Annotated in this window: 20 protein-coding genes and 1 riboswitch; of the genes, 14 read left to right on the top strand and 6 right to left on the bottom strand. The window is 70.3% G+C overall.

Annotation, left to right across the window (positions count from 1 at the left end):
- Positions 1-49 precede the first annotated feature (49 nt).
- From glyA to gcvT, 3 genes are all read right to left on the bottom strand, one after another.
- Complete coding sequence (gene glyA / locus ACFYW5_RS01125) at positions 50-1315, bottom strand: serine hydroxymethyltransferase (protein WP_389414842.1); 1266 nt, start codon at positions 1313-1315, stop codon at positions 50-52.
- A gap of 14 nt (positions 1316-1329) precedes the next feature.
- Positions 1330-1707, bottom strand: coding sequence for a glycine cleavage system protein GcvH (gcvH, locus tag ACFYW5_RS01120; protein ID WP_389414841.1), 378 nt, complete (start codon positions 1705-1707; stop codon positions 1330-1332).
- A 98-nt stretch (positions 1708-1805) separates the two neighbouring features.
- Positions 1806-2924: a glycine cleavage system aminomethyltransferase GcvT gene (gcvT, locus tag ACFYW5_RS01115; RefSeq protein ID WP_389414840.1), complete on the bottom strand. Its 1119-nt coding sequence runs from the start codon at positions 2922-2924 to the stop codon at positions 1806-1808.
- A 146-nt stretch (positions 2925-3070) separates the two neighbouring features.
- A riboswitch (glycine riboswitch) is annotated at positions 3071-3166 on the bottom strand.
- Positions 3167-3341: 175 nt separating this feature from the next.
- Here gcvT and ACFYW5_RS01110 point away from each other — a divergent pair.
- The 10 genes from ACFYW5_RS01110 (at position 3342) to ACFYW5_RS01065 (ending at position 13982) form a co-directional block, all read left to right on the top strand.
- Complete coding sequence (locus tag ACFYW5_RS01110) at positions 3342-4010, top strand: AAA family ATPase (RefSeq protein WP_389414839.1); 669 nt, start codon at positions 3342-3344, stop codon at positions 4008-4010.
- Between the two features lie 67 nt (positions 4011-4077).
- On the top strand, positions 4078-4869 hold the full coding sequence (locus ACFYW5_RS01105) for an enhanced serine sensitivity protein SseB (protein WP_389414838.1): 792 nt from the start codon (positions 4078-4080) through the stop codon (positions 4867-4869).
- Positions 4870-5036: 167 nt separating this feature from the next.
- Positions 5037-5825: an enhanced serine sensitivity protein SseB C-terminal domain-containing protein gene (locus ACFYW5_RS01100; RefSeq protein ID WP_389414837.1), complete on the top strand. Its 789-nt coding sequence runs from the start codon at positions 5037-5039 to the stop codon at positions 5823-5825.
- Positions 5826-6147: 322 nt separating this feature from the next.
- Entirely contained in the window at positions 6148-7143 is a 996-nt protein-coding gene (locus tag ACFYW5_RS01095) for an ABC transporter permease (RefSeq protein ID WP_389414836.1), read from the top strand.
- Between the two features lie 37 nt (positions 7144-7180).
- A complete protein-coding gene (locus ACFYW5_RS01090) occupies positions 7181-8959 on the top strand; it encodes an ABC transporter substrate-binding protein (RefSeq protein ID WP_389414835.1) in 1779 nt (592 codons plus the stop codon).
- A gap of 69 nt (positions 8960-9028) precedes the next feature.
- On the top strand, positions 9029-10036 hold the full coding sequence (locus tag ACFYW5_RS01085) for an ABC transporter permease (RefSeq protein WP_389414834.1): 1008 nt from the start codon (positions 9029-9031) through the stop codon (positions 10034-10036).
- On the top strand, positions 10033-11130 hold the full coding sequence (locus ACFYW5_RS01080; protein ID WP_389414833.1) for an ABC transporter ATP-binding protein: 1098 nt from the start codon (positions 10033-10035) through the stop codon (positions 11128-11130). Before ACFYW5_RS01085 ends, ACFYW5_RS01080 begins: the two co-directional genes overlap by 4 nt.
- Complete coding sequence (locus tag ACFYW5_RS01075; RefSeq protein WP_389414832.1) at positions 11127-12326, top strand: ABC transporter ATP-binding protein; 1200 nt, start codon at positions 11127-11129, stop codon at positions 12324-12326. The genes ACFYW5_RS01080 and ACFYW5_RS01075 overlap by 4 nt, the downstream gene beginning before the upstream one ends.
- 71 nt (positions 12327-12397) lie before the next feature.
- On the top strand, positions 12398-13054 hold the full coding sequence (locus tag ACFYW5_RS01070; protein WP_389414831.1) for a trimeric intracellular cation channel family protein: 657 nt from the start codon (positions 12398-12400) through the stop codon (positions 13052-13054).
- 76 nt (positions 13055-13130) lie between these two features.
- A complete protein-coding gene (locus ACFYW5_RS01065) occupies positions 13131-13982 on the top strand; it encodes a thioesterase family protein (RefSeq protein ID WP_389414830.1) in 852 nt (283 codons plus the stop codon).
- A 54-nt stretch (positions 13983-14036) separates the two neighbouring features.
- On the opposite strand, the gene ACFYW5_RS01060 is transcribed toward ACFYW5_RS01065, so the two are convergent.
- The gene (locus tag ACFYW5_RS01060) at positions 14037-14666 is read right to left on the bottom strand and encodes a TetR family transcriptional regulator (RefSeq protein WP_389414829.1); all 630 of its coding nucleotides are present in this window, start codon (positions 14664-14666) and stop codon (positions 14037-14039) included.
- 95 nt (positions 14667-14761) lie between these two features.
- On the opposite strand from ACFYW5_RS01060, the gene ACFYW5_RS01055 reads away from it, so the two are divergent.
- From ACFYW5_RS01055 to ACFYW5_RS01045, 3 genes are all read left to right on the top strand, one after another.
- Positions 14762-14950 (top strand): hypothetical protein, encoded by a 189-nt coding sequence (locus ACFYW5_RS01055; RefSeq protein WP_389415655.1) that lies wholly within the window; start codon positions 14762-14764, stop codon positions 14948-14950.
- 23 nt (positions 14951-14973) lie between these two features.
- Positions 14974-15240, top strand: coding sequence for a DUF4190 domain-containing protein (locus ACFYW5_RS01050; RefSeq protein ID WP_389414828.1), 267 nt, complete (start codon positions 14974-14976; stop codon positions 15238-15240).
- A 72-nt stretch (positions 15241-15312) separates the two neighbouring features.
- Positions 15313-16476 carry a cysteine desulfurase family protein gene (locus ACFYW5_RS01045; RefSeq protein WP_389414827.1) on the top strand — a complete coding sequence of 388 codons (1164 nt, stop codon included), beginning with the start codon at positions 15313-15315 and terminating at the stop codon, positions 16474-16476.
- Positions 16477-16561: 85 nt separating this feature from the next.
- Here ACFYW5_RS01045 and ACFYW5_RS01040 read toward each other — a convergent pair whose 3' ends face one another.
- Entirely contained in the window at positions 16562-17227 is a 666-nt protein-coding gene (locus ACFYW5_RS01040) for an N-acetylmuramoyl-L-alanine amidase (RefSeq protein ID WP_389414826.1), read from the bottom strand.
- Positions 17228-17287: 60 nt separating this feature from the next.
- Between ACFYW5_RS01040 and mnmA the strand changes: the two genes are divergently transcribed.
- Positions 17288-18412, top strand: coding sequence for a tRNA 2-thiouridine(34) synthase MnmA (gene mnmA / locus ACFYW5_RS01035; protein ID WP_389414825.1), 1125 nt, complete (start codon positions 17288-17290; stop codon positions 18410-18412).
- 22 nt (positions 18413-18434) lie between these two features.
- Here mnmA and ACFYW5_RS01030 read toward each other — a convergent pair whose 3' ends face one another.
- Positions 18435-19217, bottom strand: a complete 783-nt coding sequence (locus ACFYW5_RS01030; RefSeq protein WP_389414824.1) for an alpha/beta fold hydrolase — start codon at positions 19215-19217, stop codon at positions 18435-18437.
- Between the last annotated feature and the right edge of the window lie 7 nt (positions 19218-19224).

Here is a 19224-nt window from a genome sequence, read left to right as displayed (position 1 = left end):
CAAAAAAGGGTGGGGGCACACGTCCTCGGGTGCCCCCACCAGGGAACTACTACTTGCTCAGGCCGGGGTACAGCGGGTGCTTGTCGGCCAGGGCCCGGACCCGGGCCTTCAGCGCCTCCGCGTCGTAGGACGGCTTCAGCGCCTGTGCGATCACGTCCGCGACCTCGGCGAAGTCCTCGGCGGTGAAGCCGCGGGTGGCCAGGGCGGGCGTGCCGATCCGCAGACCAGAGGTGACCATCGGCGGACGCGGGTCGTTCGGGACGGCGTTGCGGTTGACCGTGATCCCGACCTCGTGGAGGCGGTCCTCGGCCTGCTGTCCGTCCAGCTCGGACTCGCGCAGGTCCACCAGGAGCAGGTGGACGTCGGTGCCGCCGGACAGGACGTTGACCCCGGCCTCGCGGGCGTCGGCCGCCGTGAGCCGCTCGGCGAGGATGCGCGCACCCTCCACCGTACGCCGCTGCCGCTCCTTGAAGTCCTCCGAGGCGGCGACCTTGAAGGAGACCGCCTTGGCCGCGATCACGTGCTCCAGGGGACCGCCCTGGAAGCCGGGGAAGACGGCGGAGTTCAGCTTCTTCGCGAACTCCTTGCCCCGGGCGAGGATGATGCCGCCGCGCGGACCGCCCAGGGTCTTGTGGGTGGTGGAGGTCACGACATCGGCGTACGGCACCGGGTTCGGGTGCAGCCCCGCGGCCACCAGGCCGGCGAAGTGCGCCATGTCGACCCACAGGTACGCCTCGACCTCGTCGGCGATCCGGCGGAACTCCGCGAAGTCCAGCTGGCGCGGGTACGCCGACCAGCCGGCGATGATCACCTTGGGGCGGTGCTCCTTGGCGAGCCGCTCGACCTCGGCCATGTCGACCAGACCGGCGTCGTCGACGTGGTAGGCGACCACGTTGAACTGCTTGCCGGAGAAGTTCAGCCGCATCCCGTGGGTCAGATGGCCGCCGTGGGCCAGGTCCAGACCGAGGATGGTGTCGCCGGGCTGGGCCAGCGCGAACAGCGCGGCCTGGTTGGCGGAGGCACCGGAGTGCGGCTGGACGTTGGCGTACTCGGCGCCGAACAGCTCCTTGACCCGGTCGATGGCGATCTGCTCGGCCACGTCGACGTGCTCGCAGCCGCCGTAGTAGCGGCGGCCCGGGTAGCCCTCGGCGTACTTGTTGGTGAGGACCGAGCCCTGGGCCTCCATGACCGCGACCGGCGCGAAGTTCTCGGAGGCGATCATCTCCAGGGTGGACTGCTGGCGGTGCAGCTCGGCGTCGAGCGCGGCGGCCACGTCCGGGTCGAGCTCGTGCAGGGGCGTGTTCAGGACGGACATGCGTCTACGACTCCTCAGCCGGCGGAAAAGGCGGTGTACTCGTCGGCGGAGAGCAGGTCGGCCGGCTCCTCCGTCACGCGGACCTTGAACAGCCAGCCGCCCTCGAAGGGGGCCGAGTTCACCAGCGAGGGGTCGTTGACGACGTCCTCGTTGATCTCGGTGATCTCGCCGGCGACCGGGGAGTACAGGTCGCTGACCGACTTGGTGGACTCCAGCTCGCCGCAGGACTCGCCCGCGGCCACCGTGGAGCCGACCTCGGGGAGCTGGGCGAAGACGACGTCACCGAGCGCGTTGGCCGCGTACTCCGTGATGCCGACCGTCGAGACGCCGTCCTCGGCGACCGACAGCCACTCGTGCTCCTTGCTGTAGCGCAGCTGCTGGGGGTTGCTCATGGCCTGAATTCTCCTGTACGCGGGGGAGTGCTGATGAAGGGGGGACTGCAGAAGGCGCGCGTGACCAGCGCAAAGGTGTCCGGGGTCACGCCCGGTGGCTACTTCCGGCGCTTGTAGAAGGGCAGCGCCACGACCTCGTACGGCTCGTGGGTGCCCCGGATGTCCACGCCGACGCCGGCCGTGCCGGGCGCCGCGTGCGCGGCGTCGACGTAGGCCATGGCGATCGGCTTGCCCAGCGTGGGGGAGGGGGCGCCGGAGGTGACCTCGCCGATGACCTGGCCGTCGGCGACGACCTGGTACCCGGCGCGCGGGATGCGGCGGCCCTCGGCGATCAGGCCGACCAGGACCCGCGGCGGGTTGCTCTCCGCGCGCTCGGCGGCCTCGGTGAGCGCCTCGCGCCCCACGAAGTCACCCTCCTTCTCGAACTTGACCACCCGGCCGAGACCGGCGTCGAAGGGGGTCAGCGAGGTGGTGAGCTCATGGCCGTACAGCGGCATGCCCGCCTCCAGCCGCAGGGTGTCCCGGCAGGACAGGCCGCACGGGATCAGGCCGACGGGCGCGCCCGCCTCGGTGAGCGCCTGCCACAGCTTCTCGGCGTCGGCGGGCGCCACGAACAGCTCGAAGCCGTCCTCGCCGGTGTAGCCGGTGCGCGCGATCAGCGCCGGGACGCCCGCGACGGTGCCGGGGAGCCCGGCGTAGTACTTCAGGCCGTCGAGGTCGGCGTCGGTGAGCGAGCCGAGGATGCCGGGGGACTCCGGGCCCTGCACCGCGATCAGCGCGTAGGCGTCCCGGTCGTCGCGCACCTCGGCGTCGAAGCCGGCGGAACGATCCGCCAGCGCGTCCAGCACGATCTGGGCGTTGGAGGCGTTGGCGACGACCATGTACTCGGTCTCGGCGAGCCGGTAGACGATCAGGTCGTCGAGGATGCCGCCGTCGGCCCGGCAGATCATGGTGTAGCGGGCGCGGCCGACGCCGACGGAGGCGATGTTGCCGACGAGGGCGTAGTTCAGCAGCCGGGCGGCCTCCGGGCCGGTCACGGTGATCTCGCCCATGTGGGAGAGGTCGAAGAGGCCGGCCTTGGTGCGCACGGCGGTGTGCTCGTCGCGCTCGGAGCCGTAACGCAGCGGCATGTCCCAGCCGGCGAAGTCGGTCATCGTCGCGCCCAGCGAGCGATGCAGGGCATCGAGGGCGGTACGGCGGGGTTCGGAACTGCTCATCGGACGGTCGTCTCCCAGGGCATGACGGCGAGGTCTTTCCTCCCCATCTGTCATCGGAACCTGAGAGGTTCGTCATGACCACGCGGGGCATGACTTGCACCTTGGGTGGGACCACCGGCAAAGGGCGGTCCGCTTTTCAGATGTGCCTCGCCCGCGCGGTAACGGGGCCTGAGAGATTCAAGGGAGGGACTTGCTCCTTCGGCGCCCCAGCTGAAGGCTGGGAACTCTCCCGCGCGGATTCGAACGGCCGGTATGCAGTTGGCGCGGCCATCATTGCATGACCGGGGCGTCCGTGGGCAGGCCGCTTCTGTAACCGGCTTGTGGCGGTACGCACACGAAAACGCGAGAGATCGCCCATTACCTTCTCTTTACGTTCAGTGGGGAGGGGAGATCCCGACCCGGAGGAGGACGATCACGGTGAACAGGACCACGGCGTACGCGACCACGTCGGGCCTGGCGCTGCCCGAGCAGCCCACGGCCCCGGCGCTCGAAGCCCGCGGCACGCTGCCCGCACCCGTCGTCCGCGACCTGCGCGCACGCGACGGCCGCAGCCCGCATGCCCTGCTCTTTGGGCCCCGGGACCTGGTCGTGATCACCGGCCTGCCGGGCAGCGGCAAGTCCACGCTGATGCGGCGGACCGTGAAGGGCCCGCGCATCGACTCCCAGGACACCCGCGACCGCTGGGACGCCCGGATGCCGGGCTTCCTGCCGTACGCGGTCTACCGGCCCCTGGTCCGGCTCGCGCACTACGCCGGGCTGTGGCGCGCGCTGCGCTCGGACCAGGGAGTCGTCGTCCACGACTGCGGCACCCAGGCCTGGGTGCGCGGCTGGCTGGCCCGCACCGCGCGGCGCCGGGGCGGCATGCTGCATCTGCTGCTCCTGGACGTCACCCCGGACGAGGCGCTGGAGGGCCAGCGCGAGCGCGGGCGCGGTGTCTCGCGGTACGCCTTCCTGCGGCACCGCTCGGCGGCGGGCCGGCTGCTGCGCGCGGTGGAGCAGGGCGAGCTGCCCCCGGGCTGCGGTTCGGCGGTGCTGATCGACCGGCCGGCGGCGGGGGCGTTGCGGCGGATCGGCTTCACGGGCTGACCCGGGCGGCCGGGCAGGCGTTAGCCTTTTCAGCCACATCAGTGGTTCAGGGCAGGCGGTCAGACAGATGGACTTCCCGGCGGATCTCCCCGCGGACTTTCCGGCGCAGGCACACCCCCATCCGCACGGCGGATGGCCCGGCAACGAACTGGAGGAGGTGCTCTCCGCCTCCCTCGGCGTCCCCACGGCGGGCGGCCGGATCATCGAGGTCCTCGGCCGCAGCTTCCTGTGGGTCCCGCTGCCGTCCGGCGGCGGCCCGCACAGCGGCCCGCTGGACCTGCCCACGCTGGAGATCGAGGGCCAGGCCTATGTCCCGGTCTTCAGCTCCGAGGAACAGTTCCGCCAGGTCGTCGGCTCCCACATGTCGTACACGATCGCCCCGGCGGTGGAGTTCGCCCGCGGGCTGCCGCCGCAGGTGGGCATCGCGGTGAACCCGGACGGCATGGTGGGCATCCCCCTTCCGCCGCCGGCGGTGGCCGAGCTGTGCAGGGTGGGCCGCACCCCGCTGGACGGCCCGGCGAGCGGCGGCCGCGTCAAGCTGTACGAGCCGGACTGGCAGGACGACCCGGTCGACTTCCTGTCCGCCGCCTCCGCCGAGTTCGCGACGACCGGCGTGGTCACCACCGCCCGTCGCTGCCTGGCCGCCATCGAGACGGCGGACCCGGTGATGTTCATAGGGGTCGAACTCTCCGACTGGGAGGGCGACCTGCGCACGGCCCCGATGGACGCCCTGGGGCGGGCCCTGGGCAGGGTCCCGACCAAGTGGCCCGTCAACCTGATCCTCCTGGACATGGCGGCCCAGGACCCGGTGGCGATATGGATGCGGGAAAAAGTGCGGCCCTTCTACACGCGTGGTTAGTCGAGGGACACAAGGGGCGCGGGGCTGTGTCGATGTGCGCCTCCGCCGCGGGGCGCGACCGGCCACACGCAGCCCGCACTCGCACAACCGGAGCAAGTCCCGAGTCCGCAGGCGGGCTTAAGCTAGGCCCAAGGCTCGGTCGGAGAAAAGGTGAAGGGGCGGTACAGGTGAGCGCCAGCGGCATCGCGGCCGGGCAGGTCGAGCACATGCTGCGCCAGGTCACGCCCGGGCGGTACGACGCCTACGAGGCGCTGCTGCGCGCGCTCGCGACCCCGAACTCCGGCCAGATCTGGATGCTGCTGTGGCACGGCCAGGCCGGCTCCCCGGACGCCCAGTACGGGAACATGGAGGTCGACGGCTACGGCTACGCCCCCTGCGTGACCTCCGCCCAGGAACTCTCGGCCAGCGGCTGGAACCGCAGTTACGAGGTCGTCGACGGAGTCGACGTCGCCCGCACGCTGTACCCCGACCACTTCGGCCTCTGGCTGAACCCGCACGCCCCGGGCGGCGGCGTCGGCATCCCCTGGCTCGACCTGCGCCGGATCGCCACCGGTCTGGAGCGCCAGCCCGCGGGCCCGCTGCAGCTGTCCGAACCTGGCATCGAGATCCCGCACTTCTACGCCCTGCTCGCGCAGAACGCCCACCGCACCCCGGCCGTCCGCGCACTGCGCCGCGCCTGGGTGCAGCCCGCGCTCGGAGCGCCGTACCTCGCCATCGGCCTGGACGTGTACGACACCAGCCCGCCCGCCGTGGACTCGGTGCGCGCGATGATGCAGCAGTCCATCGGCGCCGTTCCGGACGGGCTGCCGGTTTCCACGGTGGCGATGTCCGACGAGTACGACCCGGTCGCGCTGTGGATGCGGGCGAACGCCCGCCCCTTCTACGACCGTGAGGCCCACGCGGCGCAGGCGCCCGCCGCGGGGTACGGTTACCCACCGGTACAGGGCGGCTACTGACCTCCTCACGGGCCATCGGCCGTTCACGGACCCGACACATTTCTTCGCGCGTAGATGACGCCGAATGTCGCCTAGTGACCGATGTGTCCTAACTCCCTCCCGTTCGGCCTCCGTTATCTGCTGTTCGGATAACGGAATCCCCAGTGCATCATCACGGTTGCGCATACTTTCGCCGTCAGACCTGGCGGGTGATCGTGACGACGCTGAAGACTCCCGAGACAGACATGGGATCGGTCGATCCTGTGATCGAGTGCAAGTCGACAAAGCCGTAATCCACGGCGGGCGTAGGCCGGTCACCACCGGCGAGAGGGGTCGGGTCACTGTGACCGCACCGATCGAGACCACTAAGGCAGCCGAGGCTCAGCCGGAAGCTGTCCTCAGCGGTGCCGACAAGGGGCAGATCGAGGGCCGTTCCCTTGGGCAGATCGCCTGGACCCGGTTCAAGAAGGACAAGCTCGCCGTGTCCGGCGGCATCGTCGTCATCCTGCTGGTGCTGCTCGCCGTCCTGTCCCGGCCCATCCAGGCCCTCTTCGGTCTCGACCCCAACGCCTTCAACCAGGATCTGATCGACCCCAACACCTCGCTGCCCACAGGGGACTTCGGCGGGATGAGCATGGACCACCCGCTGGGCGTCGAGCCCAAGTTCGGGCGGGACATCGCCACCCGCATCCTGGAGGGCTCCTGGGTGTCCCTGGTCGTCGCGTTCGGGGCCACCATCCTGTCGAACACCATCGGCACGGTCCTCGGTGTGATCGCTGGCTACTACGGCGGGCGCGTGGACACGATCATCAGCCGCCTGATGGACACCTTCCTCGCCTTCCCGCTGCTGCTCTTCGCCATCGCCATCTCGGCGACGCTGCAGGGTGGTGCCTTCGGCCTGGAGGGTCTGCCGCTCCACATCGGCGTGCTGATCTTCATCATCGGCTTCTTCAACTGGCCGTACCTGGGCCGTATCGTCCGCGGTCAGACCCTGGCCCTGAGGGAACGTGAGTTCGTCGACGCCTCCCGGGGCATGGGCGCCAAGGGCCCGTACATCCTCTTCCGGGAACTGCTCCCGAACCTGGTCGGCCCGATCATCGTCTACTCGACGCTGCTCATCCCGACGAACATCCTTTTCGAGGCCAGCCTGAGCTTCCTCGGCGTCGGCATCCAGCCCCCGCAGGCGTCATGGGGCGGCATGCTCAGCGAGGCGGTCAACTTCTACGAGGTCGACCCGCAGTTCATGATCGTGCCGGGCCTCGCCATCTTCGTCACCGTCCTGGCGTTCAACCTGCTCGGCGACGGACTCCGTGACGCTCTCGACCCGCGCAGCCGCTGACATGCGGCCGCGTCGAGAGCCCATCAAGTTTCCACCTATGGAGGGGAAGCAGACCATCATGCGAAGGTCAGCGCTGGCCGCAATCGCGGCTGTCGGCACTGTGAGCCTGGTGCTTTCGGGTTGCAGCAAGGCCGATGACAACAACGACAATGGTGACGGCAACAACAAGTCGGCCGGCGCCGACGCCGCGACCAAGGGTGTCGTCAACGCCTCCGACGCGAAGGGGGGCACGGTCACGTACGAGTACTCGGACGTGCCGGACTCCTTCGACCCGGGCAACACGTACTACGCGTACATGTACAACCTCAGCCGGCTGTACGCCCGCCCGCTGATGACGTTCAAGCCCGCCGCGGGTGAGGCCGGCAACGAGCTGGTCCCCGACCTCGCGTCGGCTCCGGGTGAGCCCAGCGACGGCGGCAAGACCTGGACGTACAAGCTGCGTGAGGGCCTCAAGTACGAGGACGGCACGCCGATCACGTCCAAGGACGTCAAGTACGCGGTGGAGCGCTCGAACTTCGCGCGTGACGTGCTCTCCCTCGGCCCCAACTACTTCCAGCAGTTCCTCGAGGGCGGCGACAAGTACAAGGGCCCGTACAAGGACAAGAGCGCCAAGGGCCTCGCGTCCATCGAGACGCCGGACGACACCACGATCGTCTTCAAGCTCAACCGTGCCTTCCAGGAGTTCGACTACCTGGTCGCCACCCCGCAGACGGCTCCCGTGCCGAAGGCCAAGGACAACGGCGTCGACTACGTCAAGAACGTCGTGTCCTCGGGCTCCTACAAGTTCGAGAGCTACGAAGAGGGCAAGCAGGTCGTCCTCGTCCGCAACGAGAACTGGGACGCCAAGACCGACCCGCTGCGCAAGCAGTACCCGGACAAGATCGTCGTCAAGCTGAAGGTCAACGCCGAGACCATCGACCAGGACGTCATGGCCGGCACGGCCATCGACCTCGGTGGCGGTGGCGTCCAGGCCGCGACGCAGGCGAAGGTCGTCAACAAGGCGGACCTGAAGGCCAACACCGACAACACCTACGGTGGCCGCCTGGTCTACATGGCGATCAACACCAAGCTCGCGCCCTTCGACAAGGTCGAGTGCCGCAAGGCCGTGCAGTACGCGGTCGACAAGGTCTCGGTGCAGACCGCCCTCGGCGGCCCGATCCGCGGTGACATCGCCACGACCGTCCTGCCGCCGGACATCCCGGGCTACGAGAAGTCCGACCTGTACGCCACCCCGGGCAACAAGGGTGACGTCGCCAAGGCCAAGGAGCAGCTGAAGGCCTGCGGCAAGGACACGATCAAGACCAACATCTCGGCGCGCAGCGACCGTCCGCAGGAGATCGACGCGGCCACCGCGATCATCAACTCGCTGAAGGCCGCAGGCATCGACGCCACCCTGAAGCAGTACCCCTCGGGCAAGTACTTCACCGACAACGCGGGTGTGCCGAAGTTCAACAAGAAGGAGAACATCGGCCTGCACATGATGCAGTGGGGTGCTGACTGGCCGTCCGGTTACGGCTTCGAGCAGCAGATCCTGCACGGTGACGCGATCGGCGAGTCCGGCAACACCAACCTGTCGCAGCTGGACAACGCGGACGTCAACTCCATGCTGGAGGAGGCGATCGGTACCGAGGACGAGGCCAAGCGCAACAGCCTCTACGCCCAGATCGACAAGAAGACGATGGAGGAGGCGGCCCTCGTTCCGCTGTCCTACTTCAAGGTCCTGCTGTACCGCCCGTCCGGCTTCACCAACCTGGTCTCGACGGCGGCCTTCAGCGGTCAGTACGACTACCTCAACATCGGCACGACCAAGAAGTAGCCCCGGAAGGCAGGTGAAGGCTTTGGTGCCCGCGGACTTCGCGGTCCGCGGGCACCGGCGCCGATCCCCGTGATCTCGTACATTCTCCGCCGGATGATCGCAGCGGTGATCCTGCTGCTGGTCGTCACCGCGGTCACCTTCGCGATCTTCTTCCTGCTGCCCCGACTCGCCGGCCAGACGGCCGACCAGCTGGCTCAGCAGTACATCGGGAAGAGTCCCACGAAGGCCGACATCGCAGCGGTCAAGCAGAACCTCGGTCTCGACCAGCCCGTGTACGTCCAGTACTGGGATTTCATCAAGGGGATCGTCTCCGGCGCCAGCTATGACCTGGGCCCCACCATGGCGCAGTGCAACGCGCCGTGCTTCGGCTACTCCTTCAAGACGCACCAGGAGGTGTGGCCGCAGCTCACCGACCGCCTGCCGGTGACGCTGTCCCTGGCCGCCGGTGCCTCGGTGATGTGGCTGATCGGCGGTGTCACGGCCGGTGTGATCTCCGCACTCAAGCCGCGCTCGCTGCTCGACCGCACCTTCATGGGCATCGCGCTCGCCGGCGTGTCGCTCCCCATGTTCTTCACGGGCAGCCTGGCGATCCTGCTCTTCACCATCGAGTGGCCGATCTTCGGCCGCACCTACGTTCCGTTCACCGAGAACCCGGCGCAGTGGGCCAACACCCTCTTCCCCGCTTGGTGTTCCCTCGCCCTGCTGTACTCCGCCATCTACGCGCGGCTCACCCGCTCGGGGATGCTGGAGACGATGAACGAGGACTTCATCCGCACGGCCCGCGCCAAGGGCCTGCGGGAGCGCAAGGTGGTGGCACGGCACGGACTCAGGGCCGCGCTGACCCCGATCATCACCGTCTTCGGTATGGACCTGGGACTGCTGCTCGGCGGTGCGGTCATCACCGAGTACGTCTTCTCCCTGCACGGCATCGGCGAGTACGCCGTGAAGGCCATCCAGGACAACGACCTGCCCCCGATCCTCGGCGTGACCCTGCTCGCCGCCTTCTTCGTCGTGATCGCAAACTTCCTGGTGGACCTGCTGTACGCCGCCGCCGACCCGCGGGTGAGGCTCTCGTGACCGAACTCTCCAAGACCGGTGCCGCAGTGGGGGAGCCCGTCAAGGCGCCCTCCGACACGCCCACCGCGTTCCTCGAAGTCCGTGACCTCAAGGTGCACTTCCCGACCGACGACGGCATGGTCAAGTCCGTCGACGGGCTCAGCTTCAAGCTGGAGAAGGGCAAGACCCTCTCCATCGTGGGCGAGTCCGGCTCGGGCAAGTCGGTCACCTCGCTGGCGATCATGGGCCTGCACCGCCTCGGCGCACGCGGCAAGAACGTCAAGATGTCCGGCGAGATCTGGCTGGACGGCAAGGAACTGGTCTCCGCCGACCCGGACGAGGTGCGCCGGCTGCGCGGCCGCGAGATGGCGATGATCTTCCAGGACCCGCTGTCCGCGATGCACCCGTACTACACGATCGGCAACCAGATCGTGGAGGCGTACCGCGTCCACCACGACGTCAGCAAGAAGGTGGCGCGCAACCGGGCCATCGAGATGCTCGACCGGGTCGGCATCCCCGAGCCCGCCAAGCGCGTCGACGGCTACCCGCACGAGTTCTCCGGCGGTATGCGCCAGCGCGCGATGATCGCCATGGCGCTGGTGAACAACCCCGAGCTGCTCATCGCGGACGAGCCGACCACCGCCCTGGACGTCACCGTGCAGGCGCAGATCCTCGACCTGATCCGGGATCTGCAGAAGGAGTTCGGTTCGGCGGTCGTCCTCATCACCCACGACCTCGGAGTGGTCGCCGAGATCGCCGACGACGTGCTGGTGATGTACGGCGGCCGGTGCGTGGAGCGCGGTCCGGTCGACGACATCTTCGAGCGGCCGCAGCACCCGTACACCTGGGGTCTGCTCGGCTCGATGCCCCGCATCGACCGGGAGACCTCGGACCGGCTCATCCCGGTCAAGGGCCAGCCGCCGAGCCTGATCAACATCCCCTCGGGCTGCGCGTTCCACCCCCGCTGCCCGTACGCGGACGTCCCCAAGGGCGATGTCACCCGCACCGTGCGCCCCGAGCTGTCGCAGGTCGGCACCGGACACTTCTCCGCCTGCCACCTCTCGCCCGAGGACCGCACGCGGATCTGGACCGAAGAGATTGCGCCGAAGCTGTGAGTGAAACCAAGAAATCGGACGTGACCGTCCCGGCGCAGGCGTCGGCCCCCGCGGAGGAGCGCGAGGTGCTGCTGAAGGTCGAGGGCCTGCAGAAGCACTTCCCGATCCGCAAGGGCGTGCTCCAGCGCCAGGTCGGCGCGGTGAAGGCGGTCGACGGCATCGACTTCGAGGTGCGCAAGGGCGAGACCCTGGGCGTGGTCGGCGAGTCGGGCTGCGGCAAGTCGACCATGGGGCGGGTCATCACCCGGCTCCAGGACCCGACGGGCGGCTCGATCCACTTCGAGGGCAAGGACATCACGCGGCTGAGCACGGCCGGGATGCGCCCGCTGCGGCGGGACATCCAGATGATCTTCCAGGACCCGTACGGCTCCCTGAACCCGCGGCACACCATCGGCTCGATCGTCTCGGCGCCCTTCCGGCTCCAGGGCGTCGAGCCCGAAGGCGGGGTGAAGAAGGAGGTCCAGCGGCTGCTGGAGCTGGTCGGCCTCAGCCCCGAGCACTACAACCGCTATCCGCACGAGTTCTCCGGCGGTCAGCGTCAGCGCATCGGCATCGCGCGGGCGCTGGCGCTGAAGCCGAAGCTGGTCGTGGCGGACGAGCCGGTCTCCGCTCTCGACGTGTCGATCCAGGCGCAGGTCGTGAACCTGATGGACGACCTCCAGCAGGAGCTCGGCCTGACGTACGTGATCATCGCGCACGACCTGTCCGTCGTCCGCCATGTCTCGGACCGGATCGCGGTGATGTACCTCGGCAAGATCGTCGAGCTCGCCGACCGCACCGCGCTGTACGAGTCCCCCATGCACCCGTACACCAAGGCCCTGATGTCGGCCGTGCCGGTGCCGGACCCCAAGCGCCGGGGCACCAAGAGCGACCGCATCCTGCTCCGCGGCGATGTGCCCTCACCGATCGCGCCGCCCAGCGGCTGCCGCTTCCACACGCGGTGCTGGAAGGCGACGGAGATCTGCAAGACGACCGAGCCGCCGCTGCTGGAGCTGCGCCCCGGCCAGCGGGTCGCCTGCCACCACCCGGAGAACTTCGAGGACCAGGCCCCGCAGGACACGGTCCTGCTGACCGCCGCGAAGGAGGCGGCGGAGCTGGTGTCCGACGAGGTGCTGGCGGAATCGGCGGAGACCTCGGCGGCGGTGGCCGCGGAGGTCGCCGCCACGGAAGAGGAAACCCCCGGCAAGAAGGACTAGTACCCCACGCCCGACCGAGCCCCCGCCTTGCAATGAAAGGCGGGGGCTCGTCGTCGGGTAAGAATGGCAGGGTGCTCCAGCAACTCTTCACCCCCTCCGTCCAGCACACGCTCGACCTGATCGGCATCTTCGTCTTCGCAATCTCGGGCGCCCTGCTGGCGGTCCGCAAGAACTTCGACGTCTTCGGCATCGCCGTCCTCGCCGAGGTCACCGCGCTGGGCGGCGGACTCTTCCGGGACCTGGTCATCGGCTCGGTGCCGCCCGCCGCCTTCACGGACCTGGGGTACTTCCTGACCCCGCTGCTCGCCGCTCTCCTGGTGGTCTTCCTGCATCCGCACGTGGAGCGCATCCAGAGTGGCGTGAACGTCTTCGACGCGGCCGGCCTCGGCCTGTTCTGCGTCACCGGCACGACGAAGGCGTACGACCACGGCCTGGGCCTCACCGCCTCCGCCGCCCTGGGCCTGGCCACCGCGGTCGGTGGCGGCGTCCTGCGGGACGTGCTCGCCAACGAGGTCCCCTCCCTGCTGCGCTGGGACCGTGACCTGTACGCGGTGCCGGCGATGGTCGGCGCCACGATGGTCGCCCTGTGCATCCGCTACGACGCCCTCGGCCCCGTCACCGGCGGGCTCGCGGCGGTCACCGCGTTCGTCCTGCGGCTGCTCGCGATGCGCTACCACTGGCGGGCCCCGCGGGCCTGGAACCGGCGCTCGACGGTACGGGAGGAGTAGGCGCCGAGGTGCGGGCCGGTGCCGGGAACGACGAGGAAAGCTACCGCTTAGTAGTCGCCTGTTGTACCGTTCACCCATGCCAGAAGCAGCGTCCACGCAGGCCACGATCGGCGACAGCGAGTTCGACCGCGACACCGCGCTCACCCGGCGGGAGCCCGGCGTCTATGACATCGACCTCTCCGCCGGCTGGACCATCATCAGCGCCGTCAACGGCGGCTATCTGCTGGCCGTCCTCGGCCGCGCGCTCTCCGACGCCCTGCCGCACGCCGACCCGTTCACGATCTCGGCGCACTACCTGACCGCGTCCCAGCCCGGCCCGGCCGTCGTGCGCACCTCGGTGGTCCGCACCGGCCGCACCCTGTCGACCGGCCAGGCCTCGCTCTTCCAGTACGACGACCAGGGCCGCGAGGTCGAACGCATCCGCGTCCTCGCTTCCTACGGCGACCTCGACGCCCTCCCTGACGACGTCCGTACGACGGCGAAGCCGCCCGCGATCCCGCCGATGGACCAGTGCTTCGGCCCCCAGGACGGCCCCGCCCCGGTCCCCGGCAGCTCCGCCATCACCGACCGCCTGATGATCAAGCTGGACCCCGCCACCCTGGGCTGGGCCCTCGGCGCCCCCTCCGGCAAGGGCGAGATGCGCGCCTGGTTCGGCTTGGCCGACGGCCGCGACGCGGACCCGCTCTCCCTGCTGCTGGCGGTGGACGCGCTGCCGCCGACCGCCTTCGAGCTCGGCATCAAGGGCTGGGTCCCGACGGTGGAACTGACGGTCCACGTCCGCTGCCGCCCGGCCCCGGGCCCGCTGCGGGTGGGGATCACCACGCGCAACCTGGCGGGCGGCTTCCTGGAGGAGGACGCGGAGGTGTGGGACAGCGAGGACCGTCTGGTGGCCCAGTCGCGGCAGCTGGCCCGGGTCCGTCTCGGCTGACCGGGGAAGCGGGCCTCGGTCCAGCCAGGTCTCGGCCGACCGGGGGCGCGGGCCTCAGTCCAGCCAGTGCCGGCGGCCGATGCTGATCAGCCGCATCCGGCGGGTGGCGACCTGGACGACCTGCGCCTGCTTCTCCTCGGCCCCTTCCTCCAGCGTGTCGAGGAAGAGGGAGGCCACCATGAGCATCTGGTCGACATAGAGGTTGGCCAGCATCAGCAGGTCGTCGTCGCTCCAGCCCTCTGACATCGGGTCCTTGGCGAGCTCGTGCTGCACCTCCTCGCCGAACCGGGCGAGTTGCTGCTGGATGGCCTCCCGCACGGGCTGCACACCGCCGTGCCGCTCACGGGCGATGAAGCGGACGTGCGCCGGGTGCGCGGTGACATGACCGGCGATCAACTCCACGGCGCGCGCTATGCGTTCGTCGGGGTCGCCGTCCGCGGAGACGGTGGTGCGGATCATCGGGTGCAGACTGCCGAGCGCCTCCTCGACGAGGGCGACGCCGAGATCCGCGGTGGAGCGGAAGTGCCGGTAGAAGGCGGTGGGGGCCACGCCGACGGCACGGGTGACCTCGCGCAGGCCCAGACTGCTCAGGCTCTGCTCCTCCAGCAGCCCCAACGCGGCGTCCAGGAGCGCCTGTCGGGTCTTCTGCTTCTGGGCCTGCCGGATGCCGAGGGTGTGACTCATGCCATGCAGTTAACAACTGTTCTCCCGAATTGAAAAGTCATAAGGCGCGCTAGACTGGGAAGTCAGTGAACAGCTGTACCTACAACTGTTCACCCATGTACGAGACGCATCTCGGAGGGGGATCCCATCCCATGCTGTTCCTCGTCGCCGCGCTCCTGCTGCTGGGCGTCGTGCTGGGCACCGTCGCCCACGCACCGCTCGGCTTCACCGTCGTCGCCGCCGCGGTGATCGCCGTGTGGCTGTCCGTCTTCGCGCTCCGCGAGCGCCACGCCCGCCGCCACTGACCCGCACAGGGAGTTGATCCGTCATGCAGCTCACCGCCCCGACGACCGACCGCCGCATCGCCCGGGACACCGACGGCATGGCCGTGGCGTCCTTCATCCTCGGCCTGGTGGGCCTCCTGGTCCTCAACGTCTTCCTGGGCCCGATCGCGATCACCCTCGCCGCGGTCGCCTTGTCCCGAGGCACCCAGCGCCGGGGCCGCGCCTGCCTGGGCCTCGGCCTGGGAGTGGCGGACCTGCTGGTCCTGCTGGCCTTCATGCAGGCGGACGGCACACTGTCCTGGAGCTTCTGACAGGCCGTCGCCCGGCACCGCGCCCGCACCCGCGCCTACGGCCGCCGACCGGGCCCGTAGAATCGCTGCACCATGGCTTACCTCGACCACGCCGCGACGACTCCGATGCTCCCGGAGGCGGCTGAGGCACTCACCGCCCAGCTGGGCGTCACCGGCAACGCCTCCTCCCTGCACGCAGCCGGCCGCCGCGCCCGCCGTACGGTCGAGGAAGCCCGCGAGACCCTGGCGGAAGCGCTCGGCGCCCGTCCCAGCGAGGTCGTCTTCACCTCCGGCGGCACCGAGGCCGACAACCTCGCGGTCAAGGGCCTGTACTGGGCCCGCCGCGACGCCGACCCGGCCCGCACCCGGGTCCTCGCGTCGCCCGTCGAGCACCACGCCGTCCTGGACGCGGTCCACTGGCTCGGCGAGCACGAGGGCGCCACCGTCGAGTACCTCCCGGTGGACGAGCACGGCCGGGTCCACCCCGAGGCGCTGCGCGAGGCCATCGCCCGCAACCCCGACGACGTGGCCCTGGCCACCGTCATGTGGGCTAACAACGAGATCGGCACCATCCTGCCGGTCCGCGAACTCGCCCAGGCCGCGGCCGAGTTCGGCATCCCCCTGCACGCCGACGCCGTCCAGGCCGTCGGCCAGCTCCCGGTGGACTTCGCCGCCTCCGGCCTCGCCGCGATGACCGTCTCCGGCCACAAGATCGGCGGCCCCTACGGCATCGGCGCGCTGATCCTCGGCCGGGACCAGGCCCCCGTCCCGGTCCTGCACGGCGGCGGCCAGGAGCGCCAGGTCCGCTCCGGCACCCTCGACGTCCCGGCCATCGCCTCCTTCGCGGTCGCCGGCCGGCTGGCCGCCGAGCAGCACGAGTGGTTCGCCCGGGAGATCGGCGGCCTGCGCGACGACCTGATCGCCGCGGTCCGCACGGCCGTCCCGGACGCCATCCTCGGCGGCGACCCGGTGGACCGCCTCCCGGCCAACGCCCACTTCATGTTCCCCGGCTGCGAGGGTGACTCCCTGCTGCTCCTGCTCGACGCCCAGGGCATCGAGTGCTCCACCGGCTCCGCCTGCACCGCGGGCGTCGCCCAGCCCAGCCACGTCCTGCTGGCCACCGGCACCGACCCGGACCTGGCCCGCGGCACCCTCCGCTTCTCCCTCGGCCACACCTCCACCGACGCCGACGTCGACGCCGTCGCCCAGGCGATCGGCCCTGCGGTGGAGCGGGCCCGCGCGGCGGGGCTGACGTAGCGGCCCCCTCCGGGCGTGCACCTCGCGCCCCAGGCTTTCGCCCTGCCCGCCGCCGCGGCATCCGGGTCCCGGCCCGACCGCCGGGTCACGCCACGGCGGTCCGCGCCCTGCGCACGAGTGTCATGTACCGCTTCCAGTCCCAGTGCTCGCCCGGGTCGGTGTGGTCCGTGCCCGGTACCTCGACGTGGCCGATGATGTGCTCGCGGTCCACGGGGATGTCGTAACGCGCGCATATGCGGGCGGTGAGCCGCGCCGAGGCCGCGTACATCTCGTCCGTGAAACCCTCGGGCCGGTCCACGAACCCTTCGTGCTCGATGCCGACACTGCGTTCGTTGTAGTCGCGGTTGCCCGCGTGGAACGCCACGTCCAGCTCGCGGATCATCTGCGTGACGTGACCGTCCTTGCGCACGATGTAGTGCGAGGCCGCGCCGTGCTCCGGATCCTGGAACACCCGCACCGCGCTGTCGAAGCTGCCCTGGGTGACATGGATGACCACCATGTCGACGCCGTAGTCGTCAGGCCGGTCCGCGCGCCGCCAGTTCGCGTCCGACGCCGCCACCCAGCGCGCGCCCGCGAAGTCGACCTCCCCCTCCTCGCGCGGCTTCTCCACGCCGGGCATGCGCCACCACAGCCGCCCCAGCTCGTCGCGCGCCAGCACGGCGGTGCCCGCGGCCGCCGCGGCGCCGCCGATCAGCAGCGCCCGCCGGCCGATGCGCCGGTCCGTGTCCTTGGATGCCTTCCTCGCCCCCATGTGATCGTCAACGGATACTCGTGGGCTCCGGTTCCCGCGGCCCCTTACTCTTGAAGAGTTATGACTGACACCCCGCAGCGCCCCCTTCGCGTCCTCGCCGCCATGTCCGGAGGCGTGGACTCCGCCGTAGCCGCCGCCCGTGCCGCGGAAGCCGGCCACGACGTGACCGGCGTCCACCTCGCGCTCTCCGCGAACCCCCAGTCGTTCCGCACGGGCGCGCGTGGCTGTTGCACCATCGAGGACTCGCGCGACGCCCGGCGCGCCGCGGACGTCATCGGCATCCCCTTCTACGTGTGGGACCTCGCCGACCGCTTCCGCGAGGACGTGGTCGAGGACTTCGTCGCCGAGTACGAGGCGGGCCGCACCCCGAACCCCTGCCTGCGCTGCAACGAGAAGATCAAGTTCGCGGCGCTGCTCGACAAGGCGCTGGCCCTCGGCTTCGACGCGGTCTGCACCGGCCACTACGCCCAGGTGATCGTGGGCGAGGACGGCAGCCGCGAGCTGCACCGCGCCTCCGACATGGCCAAGGACCAGTCGTACGTCCTCGGCGTCCTGGACGACAAGCAGCTCGCCCACGCGCTCTTCCCGCTCGGCGACACGGTGACCACCAAGGACGAGATCCGCGCGGAGGCGGAGCGCCGGGGGCTCGCGGTCGCCAAGAAGCCCGACTCGCACGACATCTGCTTCATCGCCGACGGCGACACCCAGGGCTTCCTGGCGAAGCGGCTCGGCAAGGCCGAGGGCGACATCGTCGACGAGTCCGGCACCAAGCTCGGCACCCACGAGGGCGCGTACGGCTTCACCATCGGCCAGCGCAAGGGCCTGCGCATCGGCACCCCGGCCGCCGACGGCAAGCCGCGCTACGTCCTCGACATCTCCCCGGTCGACAACACGGTCACGGTCGGCCCGGCCGCAGCCCTCGACGTCATCGCCCTGCGCGCGATCCGGCCCCGCTGGTGCGGCGCCGCCCCTACCGGGCCCGGCACCTACACCGCCCAGCTGCGCGCCCATGGCGGCGAGACCGAGGTCACCGCCGAACTGATCGACGGCACCCTGGAGGTCACGTTCACCGAACCGGTCCGCGGTGTGGCCCCCGGCCAGGCGATCGTCCTGTACGACGGCACGCGCGTGGTCGGTTCGGCGACGATCTCGACGACCACGCGCGCGACGGCGGACGTGGCCTGACCGGTCCTGCGGACAGGACTGCCTAGGCGGCGAAGAACTCGGCCAGGACCGGTCCGAGGACCTGGGGCTCCACCATGTGGGTCTGGCCCGGCAGGGAGCGGTACGCGCCCCGCGGGGCCGCCTCGGCGACCGCCTGCGCGGCCTCCCGCATCCAGCCGGGGCTCTCGCCGCCCGCGACCGCCAGCACCGGTACCTCGATCCCGGTCAGCCGCTCGCGCGGCACATCGCCGTCCCGGAGCACCGCGGCGTCGTACGCGAGGCTCGGCGCGATGGCCTCCATGCCGGCCCACATGGGGGACTGGCGGGCGCCCTGGATCATCGCCTCGGCGAGCCCCGTGAGCCGCAGGAACAGCTCGACCGCGTCCCCGCGCCGGTCCTCGCCGAGCGCCTCGGTCAGGCGCTCGGTGTACGCGGCCCATTCCGCGGTGCCACCCTCGTACACGGTGAACGGCGTCTCGTACACGGCCACCTGACGCACCGGCAGCCCGCTCGCCGCCGCCTCCAGCGCCAGCGCGCCGCCCGAGGAGACCCCGCACAGCGCCGCCTCGCCGCCCACCGCCTCGATCAGCACCGCGAGATCCTCCACCTCGCGGGCCACGTCGTACGGCGGCGTGTCACCGCTCGCGCCACGGCCCCGGCGGTCGTACGTGACCGCGGTGAGCCCGTGCTCCGCGAGGGACCCGGCCAGCGGCGCGAGCGTGGCGCCCGTGGACATCGCGCCGCTGACGAGGACGACGACCGGGCCGTCACCGGTGCTCTCGTACGCGAGGGAGGTGCCGTCGCGCGAAATGGTCTCGTGTGCCATGCCCGAC

Source organism: Streptomyces sp. NPDC002779 (genome assembly GCF_042888685.1).
Classification (GTDB): Bacteria; Actinomycetota; Actinomycetes; order Streptomycetales; family Streptomycetaceae; genus Streptomyces.
This window is presented reverse-complemented; position numbering and strand designations above follow the sequence as displayed.

Bases quoted from the DNA above. Each gene is read 5' to 3' on its own strand.
- glyA (WP_389414842.1), bottom strand. From the start codon at position 1,315: ATGTCCGTCCTGAACACGCCCCTGCACGAGCTCGACCCGGACGTGGCC.
- gcvH (WP_389414841.1), bottom strand. From the start codon at position 1,707: ATGAGCAACCCCCAGCAGCTGCGCTACAGCAAGGAGCACGAGTGGCTG.
- gcvT (WP_389414840.1), bottom strand. From the start codon at position 2,924: ATGAGCAGTTCCGAACCCCGCCGTACCGCCCTCGATGCCCTGCATCGC.
- ACFYW5_RS01105 (WP_389414838.1), top strand. From the start codon at position 4,078: ATGGACTTCCCGGCGGATCTCCCCGCGGACTTTCCGGCGCAGGCACAC.
- ACFYW5_RS01090 (WP_389414835.1), top strand. From the start codon at position 7,181: ATGGAGGGGAAGCAGACCATCATGCGAAGGTCAGCGCTGGCCGCAATC.
- ACFYW5_RS01065 (WP_389414830.1), top strand. From the start codon at position 13,131: ATGCCAGAAGCAGCGTCCACGCAGGCCACGATCGGCGACAGCGAGTTC.
- ACFYW5_RS01060 (WP_389414829.1), bottom strand. From the start codon at position 14,666: ATGAGTCACACCCTCGGCATCCGGCAGGCCCAGAAGCAGAAGACCCGA.
- ACFYW5_RS01055 (WP_389415655.1), top strand. From the start codon at position 14,762: ATGTACGAGACGCATCTCGGAGGGGGATCCCATCCCATGCTGTTCCTC.
- ACFYW5_RS01050 (WP_389414828.1), top strand. From the start codon at position 14,974: ATGCAGCTCACCGCCCCGACGACCGACCGCCGCATCGCCCGGGACACC.
- ACFYW5_RS01045 (WP_389414827.1), top strand. From the start codon at position 15,313: ATGGCTTACCTCGACCACGCCGCGACGACTCCGATGCTCCCGGAGGCG.
- ACFYW5_RS01040 (WP_389414826.1), bottom strand. From the start codon at position 17,227: ATGGGGGCGAGGAAGGCATCCAAGGACACGGACCGGCGCATCGGCCGG.
- mnmA (WP_389414825.1), top strand. From the start codon at position 17,288: ATGACTGACACCCCGCAGCGCCCCCTTCGCGTCCTCGCCGCCATGTCC.
- ACFYW5_RS01030 (WP_389414824.1), bottom strand. From the start codon at position 19,217: ATGGCACACGAGACCATTTCGCGCGACGGCACCTCCCTCGCGTACGAG.